This window comes from Flavobacterium gelidilacus DSM 15343, assembly GCF_000422685.1.
GTDB lineage: Bacteria > Bacteroidota > Bacteroidia > Flavobacteriales > Flavobacteriaceae > Flavobacterium > Flavobacterium gelidilacus.
In genome coordinates, this window is sequence record NZ_KE383905.1 from 239,600 (window position 1) to 261,272 (window position 21,673).

Annotated in this window: 17 protein-coding genes; 15 read left to right on the forward strand and 2 right to left on the reverse strand. The window is 33.9% G+C overall.

All coding sequences use genetic code 11. From position 1 onward, the window contains the following. The first annotated feature begins 139 nt into the window (after nucleotides 1-139). The 15 genes from paaE to G507_RS0115765 all read left to right on the forward strand — a co-directional run bounded on the left by paaE (nucleotide 140) and on the right by G507_RS0115765 (nucleotide 17,065). Complete coding sequence (gene paaE / locus G507_RS0115695) at nucleotides 140-1,213, forward strand: 1,2-phenylacetyl-CoA epoxidase subunit PaaE (RefSeq protein WP_026718391.1); 1,074 nt, start codon at nucleotides 140-142, stop codon at nucleotides 1,211-1,213. Nucleotides 1,214-1,490: 277 nt separating this feature from the next. After that, on the forward strand, nucleotides 1,491-2,447 hold the full coding sequence (gene paaA / locus G507_RS0115700; protein WP_026718392.1) for a 1,2-phenylacetyl-CoA epoxidase subunit PaaA: 957 nt from the start codon (nucleotides 1,491-1,493) through the stop codon (nucleotides 2,445-2,447). A gap of 82 nt (nucleotides 2,448-2,529) precedes the next feature. Beyond that, a complete protein-coding gene (gene paaB / locus G507_RS0115705) occupies nucleotides 2,530-2,811 on the forward strand; it encodes a 1,2-phenylacetyl-CoA epoxidase subunit PaaB (RefSeq protein WP_211218989.1) in 282 nt (93 codons plus the stop codon). An 84-nt stretch (nucleotides 2,812-2,895) separates the two neighbouring features. Continuing rightward, complete coding sequence (paaC, locus tag G507_RS0115710; protein ID WP_026718394.1) at nucleotides 2,896-3,648, forward strand: 1,2-phenylacetyl-CoA epoxidase subunit PaaC; 753 nt, start codon at nucleotides 2,896-2,898, stop codon at nucleotides 3,646-3,648. A 147-nt stretch (nucleotides 3,649-3,795) separates the two neighbouring features. After that, a complete protein-coding gene (paaD, locus tag G507_RS0115715) occupies nucleotides 3,796-4,296 on the forward strand; it encodes a 1,2-phenylacetyl-CoA epoxidase subunit PaaD (protein WP_026718395.1) in 501 nt (166 codons plus the stop codon). Between the two features lie 65 nt (nucleotides 4,297-4,361). Further along, nucleotides 4,362-5,144 (forward strand): enoyl-CoA hydratase-related protein, encoded by a 783-nt coding sequence (locus tag G507_RS0115720; RefSeq protein ID WP_026718396.1) that lies wholly within the window; start codon nucleotides 4,362-4,364, stop codon nucleotides 5,142-5,144. Nucleotides 5,145-5,172: 28 nt separating this feature from the next. Next, the gene (locus G507_RS0115725; protein WP_026718397.1) at nucleotides 5,173-6,330 is read left to right on the forward strand and encodes a 3-hydroxyacyl-CoA dehydrogenase NAD-binding domain-containing protein; all 1,158 of its coding nucleotides are present in this window, start codon (nucleotides 5,173-5,175) and stop codon (nucleotides 6,328-6,330) included. A gap of 79 nt (nucleotides 6,331-6,409) precedes the next feature. Further along, a complete protein-coding gene (locus G507_RS0115730) occupies nucleotides 6,410-6,817 on the forward strand; it encodes a PaaI family thioesterase (RefSeq protein WP_026718398.1) in 408 nt (135 codons plus the stop codon). 203 nt (nucleotides 6,818-7,020) lie between these two features. Next, nucleotides 7,021-8,223 (forward strand): 3-oxoadipyl-CoA thiolase, encoded by a 1,203-nt coding sequence (gene pcaF, locus G507_RS0115735; RefSeq protein ID WP_026718399.1) that lies wholly within the window; start codon nucleotides 7,021-7,023, stop codon nucleotides 8,221-8,223. Nucleotides 8,224-8,360: 137 nt separating this feature from the next. Further along, the gene (gene paaZ, locus G507_RS0115740; protein ID WP_026718400.1) at nucleotides 8,361-10,859 is read left to right on the forward strand and encodes a phenylacetic acid degradation bifunctional protein PaaZ; all 2,499 of its coding nucleotides are present in this window, start codon (nucleotides 8,361-8,363) and stop codon (nucleotides 10,857-10,859) included. 257 nt (nucleotides 10,860-11,116) lie between these two features. Beyond that, on the forward strand, nucleotides 11,117-11,869 hold the full coding sequence (locus G507_RS0115745; protein WP_026718401.1) for an enoyl-CoA hydratase/isomerase family protein: 753 nt from the start codon (nucleotides 11,117-11,119) through the stop codon (nucleotides 11,867-11,869). A 42-nt stretch (nucleotides 11,870-11,911) separates the two neighbouring features. Further along, the gene (locus tag G507_RS0115750) at nucleotides 11,912-12,529 is read left to right on the forward strand and encodes an acyltransferase (RefSeq protein WP_026718402.1); all 618 of its coding nucleotides are present in this window, start codon (nucleotides 11,912-11,914) and stop codon (nucleotides 12,527-12,529) included. 37 nt (nucleotides 12,530-12,566) lie between these two features. After that, entirely contained in the window at nucleotides 12,567-13,853 is a 1,287-nt protein-coding gene (locus G507_RS0115755; RefSeq protein ID WP_035666424.1) for a dihydrolipoamide acetyltransferase family protein, read from the forward strand. Between the two features lie 13 nt (nucleotides 13,854-13,866). Beyond that, nucleotides 13,867-14,922: a branched-chain amino acid aminotransferase gene (locus tag G507_RS0115760; protein ID WP_026718404.1), complete on the forward strand. Its 1,056-nt coding sequence runs from the start codon at nucleotides 13,867-13,869 to the stop codon at nucleotides 14,920-14,922. Between the two features lie 97 nt (nucleotides 14,923-15,019). Further along, a complete protein-coding gene (locus G507_RS0115765; RefSeq protein WP_026718405.1) occupies nucleotides 15,020-17,065 on the forward strand; it encodes an alpha-ketoacid dehydrogenase subunit alpha/beta in 2,046 nt (681 codons plus the stop codon). Between the two features lie 663 nt (nucleotides 17,066-17,728). Here the strand turns inward: G507_RS0115765 and G507_RS0115775 are convergent. Next, on the reverse strand, nucleotides 17,729-18,778 hold the full coding sequence (locus G507_RS0115775) for a DUF6340 family protein (protein ID WP_035666426.1): 1,050 nt from the start codon (nucleotides 18,776-18,778) through the stop codon (nucleotides 17,729-17,731). 59 nt (nucleotides 18,779-18,837) lie between these two features. After that, nucleotides 18,838-21,633 (reverse strand): AsmA-like C-terminal region-containing protein, encoded by a 2,796-nt coding sequence (locus tag G507_RS0115780; RefSeq protein ID WP_035666428.1) that lies wholly within the window; start codon nucleotides 21,631-21,633, stop codon nucleotides 18,838-18,840. Nucleotides 21,634-21,673 lie beyond the last annotated feature (40 nt).

The window sequence follows — 21,673 nt, forward strand, 5'->3', positions numbered from 1 at the left end:
AACTTTGCGAATATGAGTCTTTACAAGATATTAAATTAACAAAAGTTAAAAATTTACAACGTTTTCGTAACTAATAAATATTTTCACTAAATTTGCATAACAAACTAACAAGTGTTAGTTGAAAGATTAAATTATTTGAATGGCAAAATTTTACAACATACAAGTCCAAGATATCTTTAAGGAAACAAGAGATTGTTCTGTGGTTACTTTTCAAATTCCAGAGGAATTAGTTTCTGAATTTCAATACAAACCCGGACAACATTTAACCTTGAAAACAATAATTGACGGCGAAGATATTCGTCGTTCGTATTCATTATGCTCAAGTCCAGTAGAAAATAAATGGCAAGTAGCGGTTAAGAAAATTCCTGGAGGTTTGTTTTCATCGTTCATAAATGATACGCTTAAAAAAGGAGATAATCTTGAAATAATGGCTCCAAGCGGAAAATTTAATGTTGATATACATCCAGAAAAAGCCAAAAATTATATCGTTTTTGCTGCAGGAAGTGGAATCACACCAATACTTTCTATCATAAAAACACATTTAGCACAAGAACCAAATAGTACTTTTAAACTGTTTTATTTGAATAGAAGCGTAAAATCAATTATCTTTAAAGAAGAAATAGAACAGCTGAAAAACAGATACTTCGGTCGTTTTGAAATTTTTCATTTCCTGACTAAAGAGCACCGTTTTTCAGAATTGTTCAACGGAAGGTTTACCAAAGAAAAAATACAAGTTCTTACAGAAAAAATTATAGATATTACCAATGTTGACGAATGTTTTATTTGCGGACCAGAAGATATGATTTTCTTGTTGCGCGATGAATTAGCCACTGCAGGATTAGATAAAGAAAAAATTCACTACGAATTATTTACATCCGGAATTTCAGATGAAGATAAAAAAAGAATTCAAAAAATCGTAGAACACAAAGTAAACGGAACTGATGTAACCATTATAGATGGAGGAAAAGAGTTTCATTTCATCATGGAAGATTCTTACGATAACATTCTAGACGGAGCATTAGCAGCTGGTGCCGATTTACCTTTCGCATGCAAAGGAGGCGTTTGCAGCACATGTAAATGCATGGTTTTAGAAGGAGAAGTTGAAATGAAAGTAAATTACGCATTAGACGCACACGAAGTAGCAAGAGGATTGGTGTTAAGTTGTCAAGCTGTACCAACAACCGATAAAGTAGTAGTAGATTTCGGAGTATAATCTCAGGCTGAGCTTGTCGAAGTCAGGAGCAAATGGCTTGGGCATTTTAGTTGTCCGTTTTCCTGCTTTCCGTTCCAATCTTTTTTTTCAAAAAAGGATTTCCTCTCCAATCAGGGCTAGTAGAGAAATGTATTGAATAATAATAAAATAACAAACAACAATATCTTAATAAACCATAATATCTTAATGGTTTAAAAAGAAAAAATATTAATCGTTCAAAGTTACTGCAACGTAAAATAGTACGGCGACTGAACACTGAACACTAATTCAAAAAAGTATGTCAGATAGAGAAGTAAAAAACCTAGAAGAAATGTTCGATGCAAAAATTGCACGCGACGAAAAAATCGAACCAAAAGATTGGATGCCGGAAAAATACCGTCAAACACACATTCGCCAAATGTCCCAACACGCACATTCTGAAATAGTCGGAATGTTGCCAGAAGGAAATTGGATATCTCGAGCACCATCTTTAAAAAGAAAAGTAGCTTTATTAGCTAAAATTCAAGATGAAGCAGGTCATGGTTTATACCTTTATTCTGCTACAGAAACTTTAGGGATTTCTCGCGAAGAATTATACGAACAATTGCATTCAGGAAAAGCAAAATATTCAAGTATTTTCAATTATCCAACCTTAACTTGGGCAGATATGGGAGCAATCGGTTGGTTGGTAGATGGTGCAGCCATTATCAATCAAGTGCCTTTATGTTCCACATCATTCGGACCTTACGCAAGAGCAATGGTTCGCGTGTGTAAAGAAGAAAGTTTCCATCAAAGACAAGGCTTTCAAATCATAATGACTTTAGCCGAAGGTTCACAAGAACAAAAAGAAATGGCTCAAGACGCTTTAAACCGCTGGTGGTGGCCATCTTTAATGATGCTTGGACCTTTAGATGCGGAATCGATTCACACAGAACAATCGATGAAGTGGAAATTGAAAAGAAAAAGTAACGATGATTTACGTCAACAATTTATAGATCAAACCGTTCCTCAAGCAGAAATGATTGGTTTAACAATCCCAGATCCAGATTTAAAATGGAACGAAGAAAAACAATCCTACGATTTCGGTGAAATGAATTGGGATGAATTCTGGCAAGTAGTCAAAGGCCACGGACCATGTAACAAAGAACGTATTTCTGCAAGAGTTAACGCTTGGGAAAACGGAAAATGGGTTCGCGATGCAGCTATGGCTTACGCAGAAAAACAAGAAAATAAAGTAGTAAAACAAGCAATATAGAACAGTATTCAGTGATCAGTAATTAGTAGGCAGTTATGCAGAATACTATTAACTGAATACTGAGCACTAAAAACTGAACACTATGAAGAATTGGCCTCTTTGGGAAGTATTTATAAGAAGTAAAAACGGATTAGAACACCGTCATTGTGGTTCGCTTCATGCAAGTGATGCAACAATGGCTTTGGAAAACGCACGTGATGTTTACACAAGACGAATGGAAGGTGTAAGTATTTGGGTTGTTCCATCTACTGAAATAACTGCATCAAATCCTGATGATAATGCAGAATTTTTTGAACCAGCTTCAGACAAAATATACCGTCATCCAACTTTTTACGAACTTCCAGACGAACTAAAACATATGTAATTCTTAACCTGCAAGGTTTTCAAAACCTTGTAGGTTTGTTTTACCAAATGAACCTTAATTTCTTAATGGTTTAATAAAGAAAAAATGAACAACAATTTAATTCAATACATATACGGAATTGCAGACAATTCTCTAATTTTAGGACAGCGTTTGGGTGAACTTTGCGGACACGGACCAAGTTTAGAAACCGATATTGCAATGACCAATATTTCACTTGACTTATTCGGACAAGTGAGAAGTTATTTCCAATACGCAGCTAAATTACAAGGTGAAGACGTTACTGAAGATTCAATCGCTTTCTTGCGAAAAGAACGTGAATACAAAAACGTATTACTTGTAGAACAACCAAATAAAGATTTCGCATATCAAATTACAAGACAATTTTTGTTTGATATTTATCATTTACTGTTGCTTTCAGAATTACAAAATAGTAAAGACGAAACATTAGCTGCAATCGCTAAAAAAAGCATCAAAGAAGTTTCTTATCACACACGTTTTTCGTCAGATTGGATGAAACGTTTAGGAGACGGAACAGAAGAAAGTCATAACAAAGTTCAAACAGCAATCAATGATTTATGGGAATTCACAGATGAATTATTCCACACAACAGACGCTGATAAAGTAATGATTTCAGAAGGAATAGGAGTAGATGTAAGCTTGTTAAAAGAATTATTTTACAAAAAAGTTAATGAAATTCTTGAAGAAGCAACATTACAAACTCCAGATATAAAATATTTCCAAAAAGGAGGAAAACAAGGAATCCACAGCGAACACATGGGTTATTTGTTAGCACAAATGCAATATATGCAGCTAGCTTATCCAAATATGAATTGGTAGAAAAGTAATCAGTTTGCAGTAGCAGTATTCAGTAAAAAATAAGGAATCCGTGATAATCAGTCAAATCTGTGTAATCCGTGTTCCAAAAAAAATAATTCGCGACCCGAGACCAAAGGCCGAACTGACGAAGTAATTTGCGGTTAAAAAATGACAGAAACAACACAAAATATCGACCCAAAACTTTTCGAAATACTAGAAAAAGTTTCCGATCCAGAAATTCCAGTCTTATCGATTATGGAAATGGGTGTTGTGCGTTCTGCAAAAATACTTGATGATATAGTCGAGATTGAAATTACACCAACCTATAGCGGTTGTCCAGCAATGGATGTCATTGAAGAAGATATAATAAAAGCCTTCAAAGACAAAGGATACAAAGCTAAAGTCGAATTAATATTATCACCAGCTTGGACAACCGATTGGATAACACCAAAAGGGAGAAAAGCATTAGAAAAATACGGAATTGCTTCACCGTTATCAGAATCAGCAGATAAAGAGGCACTTCTGGGAAATAAAAAAGTAGTTAAATGTCCACAATGTGGTTCATTCAATACAAAATTAGTTAGTCAATTTGGCTCAACAGCATGCAAAGCATTTTTTCAATGCGAAGACTGTTTAGAACCTTTCGACTACTTCAAATGTTTAAAATAAAATATGCGAATTTGCGGTTTTTAGTCTTTGCGACTCTGCGACTTTGCGAGAAACATAAATAAGATATGAGTAATTCAATTGAACTAAAAATTGAAAATAAAATAGCATTCATAACATTAAATCGTCCTGAAGTGTTTAATAGCTTCAATCGCGAAATGGCATTATCAATGCAAGGAAAACTAGATAATTGTGCTAGTGATTCAAACGTAAGAGCTATCGTAATTTCTGGAAACGGAAAAGCATTTTGTGCGGGACAAGATTTAAAAGAAGTTACAGATCCAGATTTAAATCCAGGTTTTAGAAAAATTTTAGAAGAACATTACAATCCAATCATCCTAAAAATAAGAAACATTGAAAAACCAGTTATTGCAGCCGTAAATGGCGTTGCTGCTGGAGCTGGAGCAAACATTGCCTTGGCTTGTGATATTGTTGTTGCTATAGAAAGTGCTAATTTTATTCAAGCCTTCAGTAAAATCGGATTAGTTCCTGATAGTGCTGGAACGTTCTTTTTACCAAGATTAATTGGTTTCCAAAAAGCAACTGCGTTAATGATGTTAGGAGATAAAGTTTCAGCTCAAGAAGCTTTGGATTTAGGAATGATTTACAAAGTATTTCCACAAGAAACTTTTGAAGAAGAAGTCAATAAAATGGCACTGACTTTAGCAAATATGCCAACAAAAGCATTAGGATTAACCAAAAGATTATTAAACCAATCCTCAACAAACAATTTAGAGCAACAATTAGCTTTAGAAAGCGATTTACAAATCGAAGCAAGCTCATCAAACGATTACAACGAAGGTGTAACAGCATTCGTAGAAAAAAGAAAACCAGAATTCAAAGGAAACTAAAGTTCCGCAGGAACGAAATATAGGTAGCATGAAGATATCAGTTATTGGAAGTGGAACAATGGGAAGTGGCATAGCACAAGTTGCAGCAACTTCTGGTTGTCATGTAAAAATATTCGACCTAAACAACGAAGCTTTAATCAAAAGTAAGATTAGTTTAGAAAAGGTTTTAAACCGATTAATCGAAAAAGAAAAAATTGATGCAGGTGAAAAAAACCGAATTCAAAATAATATATCCTACGTAAATACATTAGCTGATTTATCTGATTCAGATTTAGTAATCGAAGCCATAGTCGAAAACCTTGAAGTCAAGCGAAAAGTGTTTGCAGAACTAGAAACTTTAGTCTCAGAAAACACAATATTAGCCTCAAATACATCGTCATTATCCATAACTTCCATTGCAGCTTCTTGCCAAAAACCAGAACGCGTAATCGGAATTCATTTTTTCAATCCAGCACCATTAATGCAATTGGTAGAAGTTGTGCCTGCAATTCAAACCAGCGAAGAAGTCTTAAATAAAACGGTACAAATTATTTCCGATTGGAAAAAAGTAGTAGCGGTTGCAAAAGACACACCTGGATTTATTGTAAATCGTGTAGCAAGACCATTTTACAGCGAAAGTTTACGCATTCTAGAAGAAGGTTTAGCTGATATGGCGACAATTGACTGGAGTTTAAAAGAAATCGGGGGTTTCAAAATGGGAGCCTTTGAATTAATGGATTTTATTGGTCACGATGTAAATTACGTAGTAACAGAAACCGTTTTTACAGCCTTTTATTTCGATCCAAGATACAAACCTTCTTTAACCCAAAAACGATTAGTTGAAGCTGGTTATTTAGGAAGAAAATCGGGTAAAGGTTTTTATAATTACGCAGAAAATGCAATAATTACGAAACCGAATGAAGACAAAGAAAAAGCAAAACAAATATTCGAAAGAGTTCTAGTAATGCTAATTAACGAAGCAGCAGACGCTTTATTTTTAAACATCGCTTCAGCAAAAGATATCGACAACGCAATGACCAAAGGAGTGAATTACCCAAAGGGACTATTAGCTTGGGCAGACGAAATCGGAATCCATTGGTGTGTCGAAAAACTAGACAATTTATACAACGAATACCACGAAGACAGATACAGATGTAGTCCGATTTTAAGAAAAATGAAAAATGAAAATAAAAAATTCTTTAATTAATGATTAACGGATGATGATTTTTGAAATCGGGTTTAAAATTATGAAATCAAAAATCGTTAATCTTCAATCTTCAATCAATATGGAAGGAAGCAAAATACCATACAAAATGTTGTCTCAAGATGCCTACAGCCAATGGCTTGGAATCGAGATTTTAGAATGCGAAATCGGTCGTTGCAAAGTAGCGATGACAGTCCGTCCAGAAATGCTAAACAGCATGCAAAAAGCACACGGTGGAATCACATATTCCTTAGCCGACACAGCCTTCGGATTCGCAGCTAACACCCACGGAAAATTTGCAGTTTCCATAGAAACATCCATAAATCACATAGAAGCAGTAAACGAAGGAGATTATTTGGTTGCCGAATCCGTAATAGAAAAAGTAAACAACAAATTAGGTTTCAATATCATAGAAGTAAAACGTGGCAACGAAATGGTAGCACTTTTCAAAGGTGTAGTTTATCGCACTCAAAAAGACTGGGAAGAATAAAATATTTTGAAGCAAATGGCTCGGGCATTTTAGGAAATGTAATTCCTGCTTTCCGTTCCAATCTTTTTTTGCAAAAAAGGATTTCCTCTCCAATTAGGGCTAGAAGACAAATGTATTGAATAGAAAATAGAATAAATAAGAAAATCCGCGAAAATCAGTTAAATCTGTGTCAACCGCGTTCCAACAAAAGCATAAACAAAAATATGGAAGCATACATAATAGACGGAATACGTACACCAATAGGAAGTTATCAAGGAAGTTTATCACCAGTTCGTCCAGACGATTTAGGAGCATTGGTAATCAAAACTGTTGTTGAAAACAATCCAAATATTCCAAAAGAAGCGTACGATGACGTAATAATGGGTTGTGCCAATCAAGCCGGAGAAGACAATCGTAATGTTGCGAGAATGTCATTACTTTTAGCAGGATTGCCATATTCAGTTCCCGGAGAAACAGTAAATAGATTGTGTAGTTCAGGATTATCAGCAATAATTCATGCAAATCGTGCCATAAAAGCTGGTGACGGACACTTATTTATAGCTGGTGGAGTTGAAAACATGACTCGCGGACCATTAGTAGTTTCAAAACCATCTTCTGCTTATGGAACTGATTCAAAAATGTATGATTCAAGTTTCGGATGGCGTTTTGTCAATCCAAAAATGAACAGCATGTTCGGGACAGAAGGAATGGGAGAAACTGCCGAAAATTTAGTAGAAAAATATTCAATTTCAAGAGAAGATCAAGATACTTTCGCTTTCAAAAGTCAAATGAAAGCAACGGCTGCTCAAAATTCAGGAAGATTAGCTAAAGAAATTGTAGCAGTAGAAATTCCACAAAGAAAAGGGGATCCAATAGTTTTCTCAAAAGACGAATTCATCAAACCAAATTCTTCTTTAGAAGTTTTAGGAAAATTACGTGCAGCTTTCAAAAAAGACGGAAGCGTAACCGCTGGAAATTCATCAGGTTTAAACGATGGAGCAGCAGCAACAATTATCGCATCAGCAGAAGCTGTAGAAAAATATAATTTAAAACCAATTGCTCGAATAGTAAGTTCAGCAGTAATTGGAGTAGAACCAAGAATAATGGGAATTGGTCCAGTGGAAGCTACAAAAAAAGCATTAGCAAAAGCTAATCTAACTTTAGACCAAATCGACATCATTGAATTAAACGAAGCCTTTGCTTCACAAAGTATAGCTTGTTTACGCGAATTAGGATTAAAAGACGATGACGCAAGAGTAAATCCAAACGGTGGCTCCATCGCAATCGGACATCCATTAGGAGTAACAGGAGCAAGAATTGCCTATTCAGCAGCATTAGAATTACAACTAACTCAAAAAAGATACGCATTAATCACAATGTGCATCGGCGTTGGGCAAGGTTACGCGGCAATTATAGAAAGAGTTTAAAATTTAAGATTGAGGATTAACGATTTTAGATTTTAGAAGTAAAAATTCCGTGATAATCTGAGTAATCCGTGGCAAAAAAATAATAATTCGCGAATTCGCGGTTAAATAAGTTCCGTAGGAACGATATATAGGTAACTATGAGCAAACTACAAAACTACATAAACGGAAGCTGGCAAGAAGGACAAGGAGAAGGAACTCCAATGTTCGACGCCATAACCGGAGAAATAATAGCGTTTTCTTCAACAGAAGGATTAGATATTCCAAACGTTTTAGAATACGGAAGAACAAAAGGTGGCGAAAAACTTCGCAAAATGACTTTTCAAGAAAGAGGAAATATGATTAAATCATTAGCCTTGTATCTTACCAAAAAGAAAGAAGCTTTCTACGAATTGAGTTACCGAACAGGAGCAACAAGAATAGATAGTTGGATTGACATTGAAGGTGGATTCGGAAATCTTTTTGCCAATGCATCGTTACGTAAATTATTCCCAAACCAATCATTTGATGTAGAAGGTGATGCCATCGATTTATCAAAAGGCGGACGATTTATGGCACATCATATTTTGGTTCCAAAAGAAGGAGTTGCAGTTCATATTAATGCATTCAACTTCCCAATTTGGGGAATGTTAGAAAAATGTGCTTGCAATTGGATGGCAGGAATGCCAGCAGTAGTTTTACCTGCACCACAAACTGCTTTCTTAACCGAAGCAGTTGTGAGAGAAATTATAGCCTCAAAAATATTACCAGAAGGAGCTTTACAATTACTTTCAGGGAGAACAACTTCAATTTTAGACACTGTAAATTCACAAGATGTTGTAACGTTTACTGGTTCTGCACATACAGGAAAAATTCTAAAAAATAATCCAAGATTAGTCGAAGAATCTGTGCCATTCACAATGGAAGCCGATTCTTTAAATTGTTCAATTTTAGGAAAAGATGCAGTTCCAGGAACACCAGAATTTGATTTATTCGTAAGAGAAGTCAAAAACGAAATGACCGTAAAAGTCGGACAAAAATGTACGGCAATTCGAAGAGTTATCGTTCCAGAAGAATTAATAGATGATGTCCAAAAAGCATTGGCATCACAATTAGATAAAGTCACGATTGGTGATCCAAGATTAAAAGAAGTTCGAATGGGAGCTTTGGTAAACAAAACCCAAGTCGAAAGCGTAAAATCGCAAGTAAACAAAATCGCTCAAACAGCCCAAATGGTATACGGAAACTTTGATGAGGTTCAAGCCATCGGAGCAAACGCTAAAAACGGTTCGTTCTTAAAACCGATTTTAATGCGAGAAAATAATCCGTTTACAAATACAGCTTGTCACGAAATAGAAGCATTCGGACCAGTTTCAACGATTATGCCTTACAAAAATTTAGAAGACGCAATCACTTTATCTAAAATGGGTAAAGGTTCATTGGTTTCTTCCATTTTTACCAATGATGATGTTATTGCAAGAAATTATGTTGTCGGAGCAGCATCACATCACGGTCGAATTTTAGTCGGAAATCGCGATATGGCAAAACAAAGTACAGGTCACGGTTCACCATTACCCATGTTGGTTCACGGTGGTCCAGGTCGTGCTGGTGGAGGAGAAGAAATGGGTGGTGTTCGAGGCATCAAGCATTACATGCAGCGTTGTGCCATTCAAGGTTCACCAACAACTTTAACCGAAATCACAGGAATTTATCAAGCAAATTCGGCTTATAAAGAGTCACCAGAACATCCTTTCAAATACCATTGGGAAGATATTCAACCAGGAATGTCGTTAAAAACACACAAACGAACATTTACAGATACAGATATCATCAATTTTGCCAATTTAACTTGGGATCATTTCTACGCACACACCGATATTACATCACTTGACGGAAGTATTTTCGAAAAAAGAACAGCTCACGGTTATTTCATTATTTCAGCTGCTGCAGGATTATTCGTTTACCCAAACAAAGGTCCAGTTGCCGCAAATTATGGTTTAGAAGATTGCCGTTTCTTACGTCCATTATATCACAACGATACAGTTTATGTACGTTTAACGTGTAAGCAAAAAGTCGATAGAGACGTAGCTTCAGCCGAACATCCAAGTGGAATTGTAAAATGGTTCGTTGAGGTTTTTGATGCTGAAGATGAATTAGTAGCAGTTGCAACAATTCTAACAATGGTTCAGAAAAAACAAGAAACATTTGTAGAAATGACAGATGAAAAAATCACTGAATGCCTAAACAAATTAACCGAAAATACTAAACCAAAATGGGGAATTTTAACGCCTCAACATTTGTTGGAACATTTAGAACACGGTTATAAAATAATGTCAGGAGAAATTCAAGATTTTGAAATCGCAACACCAGAAAAGATATTAGACAAAGTACATAATTCATTATATACTTACGATAAATTCCCAATGGGAACGTCTTTTCCAACGATGAAAAAAGGAGAAGTAGAAGTTTTAGTTCATCCCGATTTTGAAACAGCAAAAGCTAAGTTTTTCGAATCAAGAGAAGCTTATAAATTGTATTTCAAGGAAAATCCAGAGGCAAAAGTAAAAAACATGGTTTTCGGAATATTAAATAAATATGAAAATTATTTGCTTGAACGAAAGCATCTTAATCATCACTTCGAACAGTTCGATTTGATATAGTATAATTAGAAGCTAATCCTGCTATTCGCTATATCTTTTCCTTTTTAAAGAAAAAAAGCAAAAGGATGCCGCTACTATCAGGGCTATGAATTTAGAGTAAAAAAGAAAATCCGCGATAATCAGTAAAATCTGTGTAATCCGCGTTCAAAAAAAGAATAAAAAATAAAAGCTTTGCGCCTTAGCGTCTTTGCGAGAAATAAAAATCATTGCGAACCTTGCGTAAAACCTTGCGCACTTTGCGGTTAAAAAATAAAAACATGTCACAAGCATACGTAAAACAAGAAATAAAAAACAACATCGCCATAATTGAGTTCTTTCATCCAGAACACAACTCATTGCCGAGCGATATATTAGCAAAATTAGCCAACACAATCACAGAAGTTGGAAACAACAATGAAGTAAAAGTAATCATCCTAAAAAGTGGCGGCGACAGAACTTTTTGTGCAGGAGCAAGTTTTCAAGAACTAATCTCAATCAATGATGCTTCAACAGGAAAAGTATTCTTTTCAGGATTTGCAAACGTAATCAATGCGATGCGCAAATGTCCAAAATTCATCATTGGAAGAGTACAAGGAAAAACCGTTGGAGGAGGAGTTGGAATTGCAGCAGCAACCGATTATTGTATGGCAACAAAATTTGCAGCCATAAAATTATCAGAACTAAATGTCGGAATCGGACCATTCGTAGTAGCACCAGCCATCGAAAGAAAAATGGGAGTTTCAGCAATGTCACAAATAGCAATTGATGCTAACACATTCTATGAAGCAAATTGGGCAAAAGAAAAAGGATTATTCGCAAATACATTTGAAAGTATCGAAGAATTAGATTCAGAAACTCAAAAATTCGCAGAGCATTTATGCACCTACAATCCAGAAGCGATGCAAGAAATGAAAAAAGTATTCTGGAGAGGAACAGAAGATTGGGATAACCTTTTAGCAGAAAGAGCAGCCATTAGTGGAAGATTAGTCTTGTCTGATTTTACAAAAGAAACGTTGAAGAAGTTCAAATAGCTAATCACTAATCACTAATTACTCTTCACTAATCACTAAAATATGATTTACGAATTCAAAGGATTTATCCCAGTAATACACGAAAGTAGTTTCATTCATCCGCAAGCAGCAGTTACGGGTAATGTCATTATTGGAAAAAACGTATATGTTGGTCCAGGTGCAGCCATTCGTGGAGATTGGGGCGAAATTATTATTGAAGACGGTTGCAACGTACAAGAAAATTGTACTATTCATATGTTTCCAGGAAAATCAATGGTTTTGAAAGCTGGAGCACATATTGGTCACGGAGCTATAATTCATGGAGCCAACATTGGAGCAAATTCAATGGTCGGAATGAACGCTGTAATTATGGATGACGTAAATGTTGGAGATGAATGTATTATTGGAGCATTAGCTTTCGTAAAAGCCGGAATGCAAATTCCGAACAGAAAGATTGTAGTTGGAAATCCAGCCACAATTATAAAAGACGTTTCCGATGAAATGATTGAATGGAAAACAAAAGGAACTGCGTTGTATCAAAAACTTCCAGCAGAATGTTATGAAAGTTTAAAAGCAGTGGAACCTTTGCGAGAAATTCCAGCCAATCGTCCAACACAAGAAGCGTTTTACAAAACATTAGTAGAAACGTTGCACCGCAACGATTCAAAAAAACAGAATTAAAAAAGACGTTGCATTGCAACGTCTCAACAAAATAAAAATGATAATAGAATTCAAAATGCCCAAAATGGGTGAAAGCATATCCGAAGCTACGATAATTTCCTGGTTGAAAAACGTAGGAGATTTTGTCGATGCAGAAGAAACTATTTTAGAAGTTGCAACCGATAAAGTGGATAGCGAAGTGCCTTCACCAGTTTCAGGAACTATAACCGAAATTCGTTTTCAAAAAGACGATGTTGTTGCTGTTGGAACAGTTTTAGCTTTAATTGATGCTGATGGAAAACAAAAATCTAAAAGCGAGAAACAAGAAGTTACGAATATTAAAGTTGAGGTACAACCAGAAGTTACAAAACAATCAAATACTGAGTTTAAGCAACTAAAAAGCAATCCAGATGCATTTCTTTCTCCATTGATTGTAAGTATTGCTCAAAAAGAAAATCTTTCGTTAGAAGAAGTACAAAGTATTCCAGGTTCAGGAACAGATGGTCGAATTCAAAAAAGTGATGTTTTCAATTATTTAAAAAACAGAAAATATCCACTCCAATCTAAACCAATAACTGACAACCGACAACCGACAACTTCATCCTATCCAAAACCTAAAATCAATTACGTTGAAGGAAAAGATAGTATTGTTGAAATGGATCGTATGCGCAAAATGATTGCGGATCACATGGTTTATTCTAAACAAACCTCGCCTCACGTGACTTCTTATATCGAAGTTGATGTGACGAATTTGGTGAATTGGAGAAACGAAAACAAAAATAAGTTTCAAGAAAAGTATAACGAAAAACTAACGTTTACTCCAATTTTTATTGAAGCAGTGGCAAAAGCTGTTGAAGATTTTCCTTTGATCAATGTTTCTGTCGATGAAAAAAACATAATCGTACATAAAGATATCAACATCGGAATGGCAACCGCATTACCATCAGGAAATTTAATTGTTTCGGTAGTGAAAAATGCTAATGAAAAAAATGTCATTGAGATAGCTAAAGAAGTAAATAATTTAGCAGAAAGCGCAAGAAACAACAAACTAAAACCAGAACAAACGCAAGGAAGTACATTCACAATTTCAAACGTTGGAACTTTCGGAAGTTTAATGGGAACACCAATCATAAACCAACCTGAAGTTGCGATTTTAGCTTTGGGAATCATCAAAAAACGTCCAGAAGTTATCACATCTGAGAAGGGAGACGAAATTGCGATTAGAAGTATGATGTACCTTTCCTTGTCATTCGACCATAGAGTGGTTGATGGGTTTTTAGGAGGTTCATTCTTGAGAAAAATCGGAGATTATTTAGAACAATTTGATACAAATACAACAATATAAATTATAAGCTAAAATGTCTTACAACATAAAAGTTACAAAAATTAAAGAATCAAAAGTCAGTAAAATTGATTTTGATAATATTACAATGGGTTTCAATTTTTCGGATCATATGTTTATTTGTGATTATGAAAATGGTGCATGGCAAAACCCAAGAATTGAACCTTTATCTTTAATTCCAACGCATCCAGCAGCAATGGCTTTGCATTACGGACAAGCTATTTTTGAAGGAATGAAAGCTACTAAAGGTCAAGACGGAACACCTTTGTTATTTCGTCCTGATGAAAATGCTAAACGTTTAAATTTTAGTGCAGACAGAATGGGAATGCCACAATTTCCAGAAGATTTATTTGTAGAAGCTTTAAAACAATTCACAGCTGTAGAAAAAGATTGGATTCCAACCAAAGAAGGAAGTGCTTTATATTTAAGGCCTTTCATGTACGCTGATGAACCTTTTATCGGAATGCGTGCGGCAACAAGTTTTAAATTTATCATTATGGGTTCACCAGCTGGACCATTTTTCAGTAAAAAAATTAAATTATACGCTGAAAAGAAATACGTTCGTGCTGTAAATGGTGGAACAGGAGAAGCCAAAGCAGCAGGAAATTACGCAGCAGCTATTCGCCCAACTGAATTAGCAAAAGAAAAAGGATACGATCAAGTTTTATGGTTAGATTCACAAGATTTTGAATATATTCAAGAAGTTGGAACAATGAATATTTTCTTCAAAATTGATGGAAAATTCATTACACCAGATTTATCAGGTTCGATCTTAGCTGGAATCACAAGAATGAGTGTAATTACTTTGTTAAAAGATAAAGGTTTTGAAGTAACTGAAAGACCAATCAAATTATCAGAAATCAAGGAAGCGTCATTAAATGGAACTTTAGAAGAAGCTTTCGGAGCAGGAACAGCAGTCGGAATCGCAATGATTGAAGAAATAGGAAACGAAGATTTTACTTTAAAATTACCCGCTGAAAATCCAGTTTCAAACATGATAAACGATACTTTAAACGCAATTAAAGTTCAAAAAGAACAAGATAAATTCGGTTGGATTGTAGAAGCAAAATAAAAATTCAGGAACACAGATTTAAGAAATTAGAGAAATTTTAAAAATCTGTTTAATTTCTTAAATCTGTGTTCCAAAAAAAATAGATTACACTGATAAGATGGTAAATAAAGATATACTAAAAAAAGCATTTTCAACCATGGCAACTGCAAAAGCCATGACCGAATTGTATGAAGAAAATTTCAAAATTGTCTCAAAATACGTACATGCAACTTCACGTGGTCATGAAGCGATTCAGATTGCTGTTGCGATGCAATTATTGCCACAAGATTATGCATTTCCATATTATCGTGATGATGCCATGTTGCTTGGAATTGGAATGCAACCATACGATTTGATGCTGCAATTAATGGCAAAAAAAGACGATCCTTTTTCTGGAGGAAGAACGTATTACTGTCACCCAAGTTTGAATGATGTTGATAAACCAAAAATCCCACATCAATCTTCAGCAACCGGAATGCAAGCAATCCCAGCAACTGGAGCAGCCATGGGTTTTTGGTATAAAGAAAAAACAAATATTGCTGATGATTTAGCCGATAAACCTTTCGTAGTTTGTTCGCTTGGAGATGCGTCCGTAACAGAAGGAGAAATTGCCGAAGCTTTACAAATGGCAGCTTTAAAACAATTGCCCATTTTATATTTGGTACAAGATAATGGTTGGGATATTTCAGCCAATGCAGCAGAAACGAGAGCTCAAAATGCTTTTGAATATGCAAAAGGTTTTCACGGAATTGAAGCTATTTCAATTGATGGCGCCAATTTTACTGAAAGTTATGAAGCATTAGAAAAAGTAATTGCAACGATTCGCGCAGAAAGAAGACCATTTTTAGTTCACGCTAAAGTTCCATTATTGAATCACCATACCTCTGGAGTTCGAATGGAATGGTATCGTGATGATTTGGAAGAAGCACAATCTCGTGATCCTTATCCTGTTTTAATTCAACAATTAAAAGATAATGGATTTTCGGATGTTCAGATTTCAGATATAGAACAAGAAGCAAAAACTAAAGTTCAGGCTGATTTTGAAAAAGCTCAATTAGCAGAAGATCCAAAACCAGAAGATTTATTCACAAACGATTTTGCTCCAACACCAATAACAGAAGAAGTTGGAGAACGAAATCCAGAGCGCGAAGAAAAAGTCGTAATGGTTGATTGTGCTTTGTTTGCAGTCGAAGAAATCATGAGAAAACATCCCGAAAGTTTGTTATACGGACAAGACGTTGGTGGACGATTAGGAGGAGTTTTTAGAGAAGCGGCCACATTAGCACAAAAATTCGGAGACGAAAGAGTTTTCAATACACCCATTCAAGAAGCTTTTATTGTGGGTTCAACGGTTGGAATGTCAGCTGTAGGTTTAAAACCAATTGTTGAGGTTCAGTTTGCTGATTATATTTGGCCTGGTTTAAATCAGTTGTTTACAGAAGTCAGTCGTTCGTGTTATTTATCGAACGGGAAATGGCCAGTAAGCATGATTTTACGTGTGCCAATTGGAGCATACGGAAGTGGTGGACCATATCATTCTTCATCTGTAGAAAGTGTTTTAACGAATATTCGCGGAATCAAAATCGCTTATCCAAGTAATGGTGCTGATTTAAAAGGTTTGTTGAAAGCCGCTTATTACGATCCAAATCCGGTGGTATTTTTAGAACACAAAGGTTTGTATTGGAGTAAAGTTAAAGGAACAGATGCTGCAAGAGTCAACGAACCAAGCGAAGATTATATGTTGCCTTTCGGAAAAGCAAATATCGTTCAAGAAGTTTGGGAACAAGAAACAACAGAAACCATTTCAATCATAACTTACGGAATGGGAGTTCATTGGGCTTTGAATGCTTCGGCAGACATAAAAAACCAAGTAGAAATTATCGATTTACGAACATTGTATCCTTTAGATGAAGAAGCAATTTTAAAATCCGTAAGAAAAACTAAAAAGTGTTTAGTCGTAACCGAAGAACCAACCAATAATTCCTTTGCACGTAGTTTGGCCGGTTTAATTCAAGAAAAATGTTTCAAACATCTTGATGCTCCTGTTATGGTGATTGGTTCCGAAAATATGCCAGCGATTCCTTTAAACAGCACTTTGGAGTTCACTATGATTCCGAATGTAGATAAAGTAAAAGCTAAGATTGATGAGTTGTTTAACTATTAGTGTTTAGTTACTGCAAACTAAATACTGAACACTGCTTACTTTTCGTGAAGCTATTTCCAGCTTTCCATTACAAGTTTTTGCAAACAATACTTTTTTTGTAAGGCATAAAAAGAGCTTCCTTTGGTCGCTTTTTTATGCCAACAAAAAATAGCATTCTTCCACAAAAAGCTTTCCATTGCAATCTGGGCTAGGGAATTGTTTTCAAAAGAACTATTTAGATTTGTAATCTATAGGGTTTCCAAAATATTTTACGATATAGATTTTTAAGATTCTGAATCAAGTTCAGAATGACAAGATTCTGATTAAAAAATCTGAAATTCTAAAACAAATTAGTACAAGTAATTTCAGAAAGATAAGCTTGTGAATTAATTTGTGACAAAATAATATTTTCAAATAATAAAGTCACAAAACTGTGATTAAAAAACAATTTTAAATAAAAAAGTCACAAAAGCGTGACAAAATAAATAGTATTGTAAAAATTGTCACAGAAATTGAAATTCTAAAATAGTGAAATAAACTTAGGACAAGTTAGTTCAGAATGATTAATCTCTGAAATAAAAGATGTTACGTGTAAATATTTATAAAATAAATTACCGCAACACCATTTCATAAGTGTAAAAGTGCAAAAATTTACTGCGTATAAAAAGAGGAAATAGTGATTTTTTAATTTGTTTCCCTTTCAAGTTGCTCATTTTTAGCTTTTCTGTTTTTTAAAATATTGATGTAGTGTAAAGCGTTATTGTCGTTATAATCGGTGTAAGATTTCGTTACCCATTTTAAGGCAGTGTTAATATCTCCGTTTATTTCACTAATAATTCCCATATTGTAACAAGCTCTTCCTGCAATTTTTGCTTTTTTGTTATTGGTTTCAAGTAGCCATAATTCGGCAGCACTATCCCATTCTCCAGCTTGAGCTCTTCTTTTGCCTATTTCAAAATTATTGGTTCCTTTTACATAATAATCTCTAGTGACTCTTATGTTATAGGGAAGAATTCGATTGGCATAAGCTATTCCCAAATCTTTACTAACAGATATGACCGCATCTTTACGAGTTTTAATAGTTTCAAAAGCTTTGACAGGATTAATACCTCTTCCTTTTAAATTCAAAGTTTTTGAATCGGCAAATACATCTAAAATTAATTTATCGTTATTGTCGTAAATTCTCCAACCTGATTTTATTAAAGTAGTTACTGATACTTCATGTTCAATTGCAGGAATTTTGAGTCCTAAGTTGTTTTTTATTTCTGTAGTATATGTTTTATAAGCTACATCAGAATCTGTATCGAAAAAGGATAATTCGTAAATAGCATCTAGATTTTTTTTAGAACAAATTTCTTCAATTTTTTCCCAAGGCAATTCGTCTGAAAAACGATCAATACTAAATGTTTTTGAAGCAATACTATCTAAAATTACTACGTTAGTGAGGTTGCTGTTTTTTAATAATTCTTCTTTTAAACTTATAATTTCGGAATTGCTTCCAATTTTATCTAATTCTTTACCTTCAATAGTTAGTATCTTGTCAATAGCATCTAGAACTTCTTGTTTCTTAGTAGGAATAGTTCTGTTTATGATGCCTATTTTAGTTGTGTTTTTATTTAAAAGAACAGGAGCAGGTTCTGTTACATTTAGCGTAAGTGTGTTGGTAGCACTGCATGAAAGTAAAAGGTTTATAAGTACAAAGCAACTAACTGAAAGAAATATTTTTTTATTCATAAGATCTTGTAATAAGATGTAAATATAGTTGATTTTAAGCTTATTATCCTTTTTTAAACTTATTCCACTTTCTCAACCGGACTAATTACCTTTGGAATACTATCACTTTTAACGGGTGCATTTATAGGAGTTACACCATCTTCATAAATAGTTTCTTCTAAATCTTCTGATTTTTTTCCAATATTAATTTGAGGATTATCTTGATTTCCTGTCACTTTTATGGGAATTCCAATTATTCCTAAAGGTGGTAATCCAACACGCATTTTTAAATTAAGATTTCCATCTAAACTGCTTTGTCCCTCAAAACGCAAACGAAATCCTGAAACTTTGAATTTAAAGCGTTCAATCGTTAATAAATTATTTTTGATGGTTGATTTTATATCAACTTTTGTGATATCAGGATCTTTAATATCTGGATTTTCTGTTCTTGAAGCAACCGTGTTTAGTAATTTGAAACCTTTCATTTTGACATGTTTCACAGAAAGTGTTCCTTTTCCTTCTAGTGAAGGCATTACGGGTTCCATTTGGTTGTTTAAAACTCCTTTTATGGCGTAATCTAAAGAAACGATTCCTTCTGCATTTTCTGCTGCGGTTACAATTTCCTTAAATAATTTAATTTCGTTATAAGCTCGTTTTACATCAAAATCTTTGGCTTTTATGGTGTAGTCAAAATAAGCTTTTTCTTTGCCTTCATTTTTATAAGTTCCATTCATTTTGGCAGTTGCACCAATTATTCCTAAAGTACCATTTTTTAAAGAAGCCATTCCTCTTTGCATTTGAATAATTCCTCCTAAATTTTCAATGATAATGTCATCGTACTTGACTTTTTTAGCTTTAGTTTGAATGGTTAAATCCAAATTTGTTGGAATTTCAATTACACCAGAAACTGTACTTGAAGTTGTGGTTTCTTCTGTAGTTGTAGTTTCCGTTGGCATCAATTCATTAATATTCAAATAATTTGATGTAAAAGATAAGTTCCCTTTTAAGGTTTCTTTATCAGACAAATAAAAATTAATCACATTCAAAACATAACCATTCATAGTAATATCAGATTGTCCATATTTTCCTCTAAAATCAGCAAAATTCATCTTTTCTTGATTAAAGGTAAATAGCCCTTTTTCAATTAAAAACGGTTTTGGAAGTAATTCACTTGTGGTTTGTATGTTTGTTAAATCAAGTGTTCCGCTGTTTTTTAAATTTTGATATTTTCCTTTAGTTGCATCGCTTTGTTTTCCTGCTAAAGAAAGGTCAGCTTTAATAATTCCATTTATATCTAAGCCTTTTTGAGCAAATACTTTATAAACAGGAGCTAAATTTATTGTTCCTTTAGCTTGAATATCATAGTTCAAATCAGAGAAATCTTTAAAATTAGCATTTAAGGTAAAAGGTTCGTTTTCAAAACTAAAAGTTGCAGGTGAAATTACAAAAGAAGCATCTTTAAATTCAGAAGTTGGACAATTTAAATTAGCTTTAATGTTGATTTTTTCAATTGGTTTTGGATAGTAACTCGTTTTTAAAGAACTATTAGTTACATTAAAATATCCTTTAGTCACAGGAAATTTTTGTTCATCAGCACTATAAGTTCCGTTTGAAACTATATCAGTATCAAGATTTCCAGTTAATTGCAAATTCGGAATTTGAAGCGCATCAGAAAGTGTCTTTAAATCTAATTTTGATTTAATTTTTGTGTTGATTTTGATCTTGTTTCCAAAACCTTCAGATTTTAAAATAGCACTTAATTTGTTTTGATTTACATCAAAATACAAAGAATCTAGTTGGACAGAAAGTCGATTAATATCAAGATTTGGAAGTTTTGTGTCTAAATTTAAATAGATATTTTCAACAGCAAATGGAGCTTTCCCATTTTTCACAAAACCATCTCTGATATTAATTTTAAAACGAACTTCTGGATTAATATTTTCAGCAGCAATATATTTTCCTTTTAATGAAAAGGAAGCTGAAGTTGTTCCTTTCATTACAGTTTGACTTTTCCATGAAATGTATTCGGCTGGTAAAGCTGTAAATAAGTCATCCAAATTACTATTTTCGGTTTTTAAATTGAAATCCATATCATAACCATTTGATAAGAAATTAAAATATCCTTTAAATTCAACAGGTAATTTGTTAATGATTAGGTCGTTTTTTTCGAACACAAACGCTAAGGAATTGGTGTTTATTTTCGTAATTAAATCAGCTTTTACAGCTTTGTTTTTTAAATATTCATTAGAATCGTAAGTGAAGTTTAAGTTTTCAATGCTTGCAGAAGTTGTCAGGCTAAAATTAACATCCAAAAGATTACCCTTTCCTTTATAATTAAATCCTTTAGCCTCTATCAACATTTTCGTTGAAACATCGTTGTAAACAAGTTCACTATTTAGAATTTGAATATTTTTTAAATTTAAAGAAGCTGAACTGTTGTCTGTAACAGCTGTTTCACCTGATTTATAGACATTGTAGTTTGCTTCTCCTTTTTTATTTACCTGAACGTTAATTTTGGCGTTTTCTATGAAAATTTTGTCAATTTGTGCTTCACTTCCAAAAAGCATGCTTGGAATATCAATGCCAAAACCAATTTCTTTAGCCGTAATTAAAGATTGTTTTTCAAATGGAGCAGAACCATTCAATGAAAATTCCTCTAAAGTCAAGGTTAAAGATGGAAAATGGTTGAAAAAGGATAAATTAGAATCTTTAAAATTTAATTCACCTTCCAAATTTTCATTGGCAAACAATTTGACTTTTTCGGTTATTGTGTCAGCAAAAAGAATAGGTACAATAACTAATATTGCTAAAACACTACCTATTGATATTCCTGTAAATTTTAAAGCTTTGAGGAATAATTTTCTCTCTATTGCCATTGTTTTTTGAATTTTTGCAAATGTATGATTATTAAGCTAT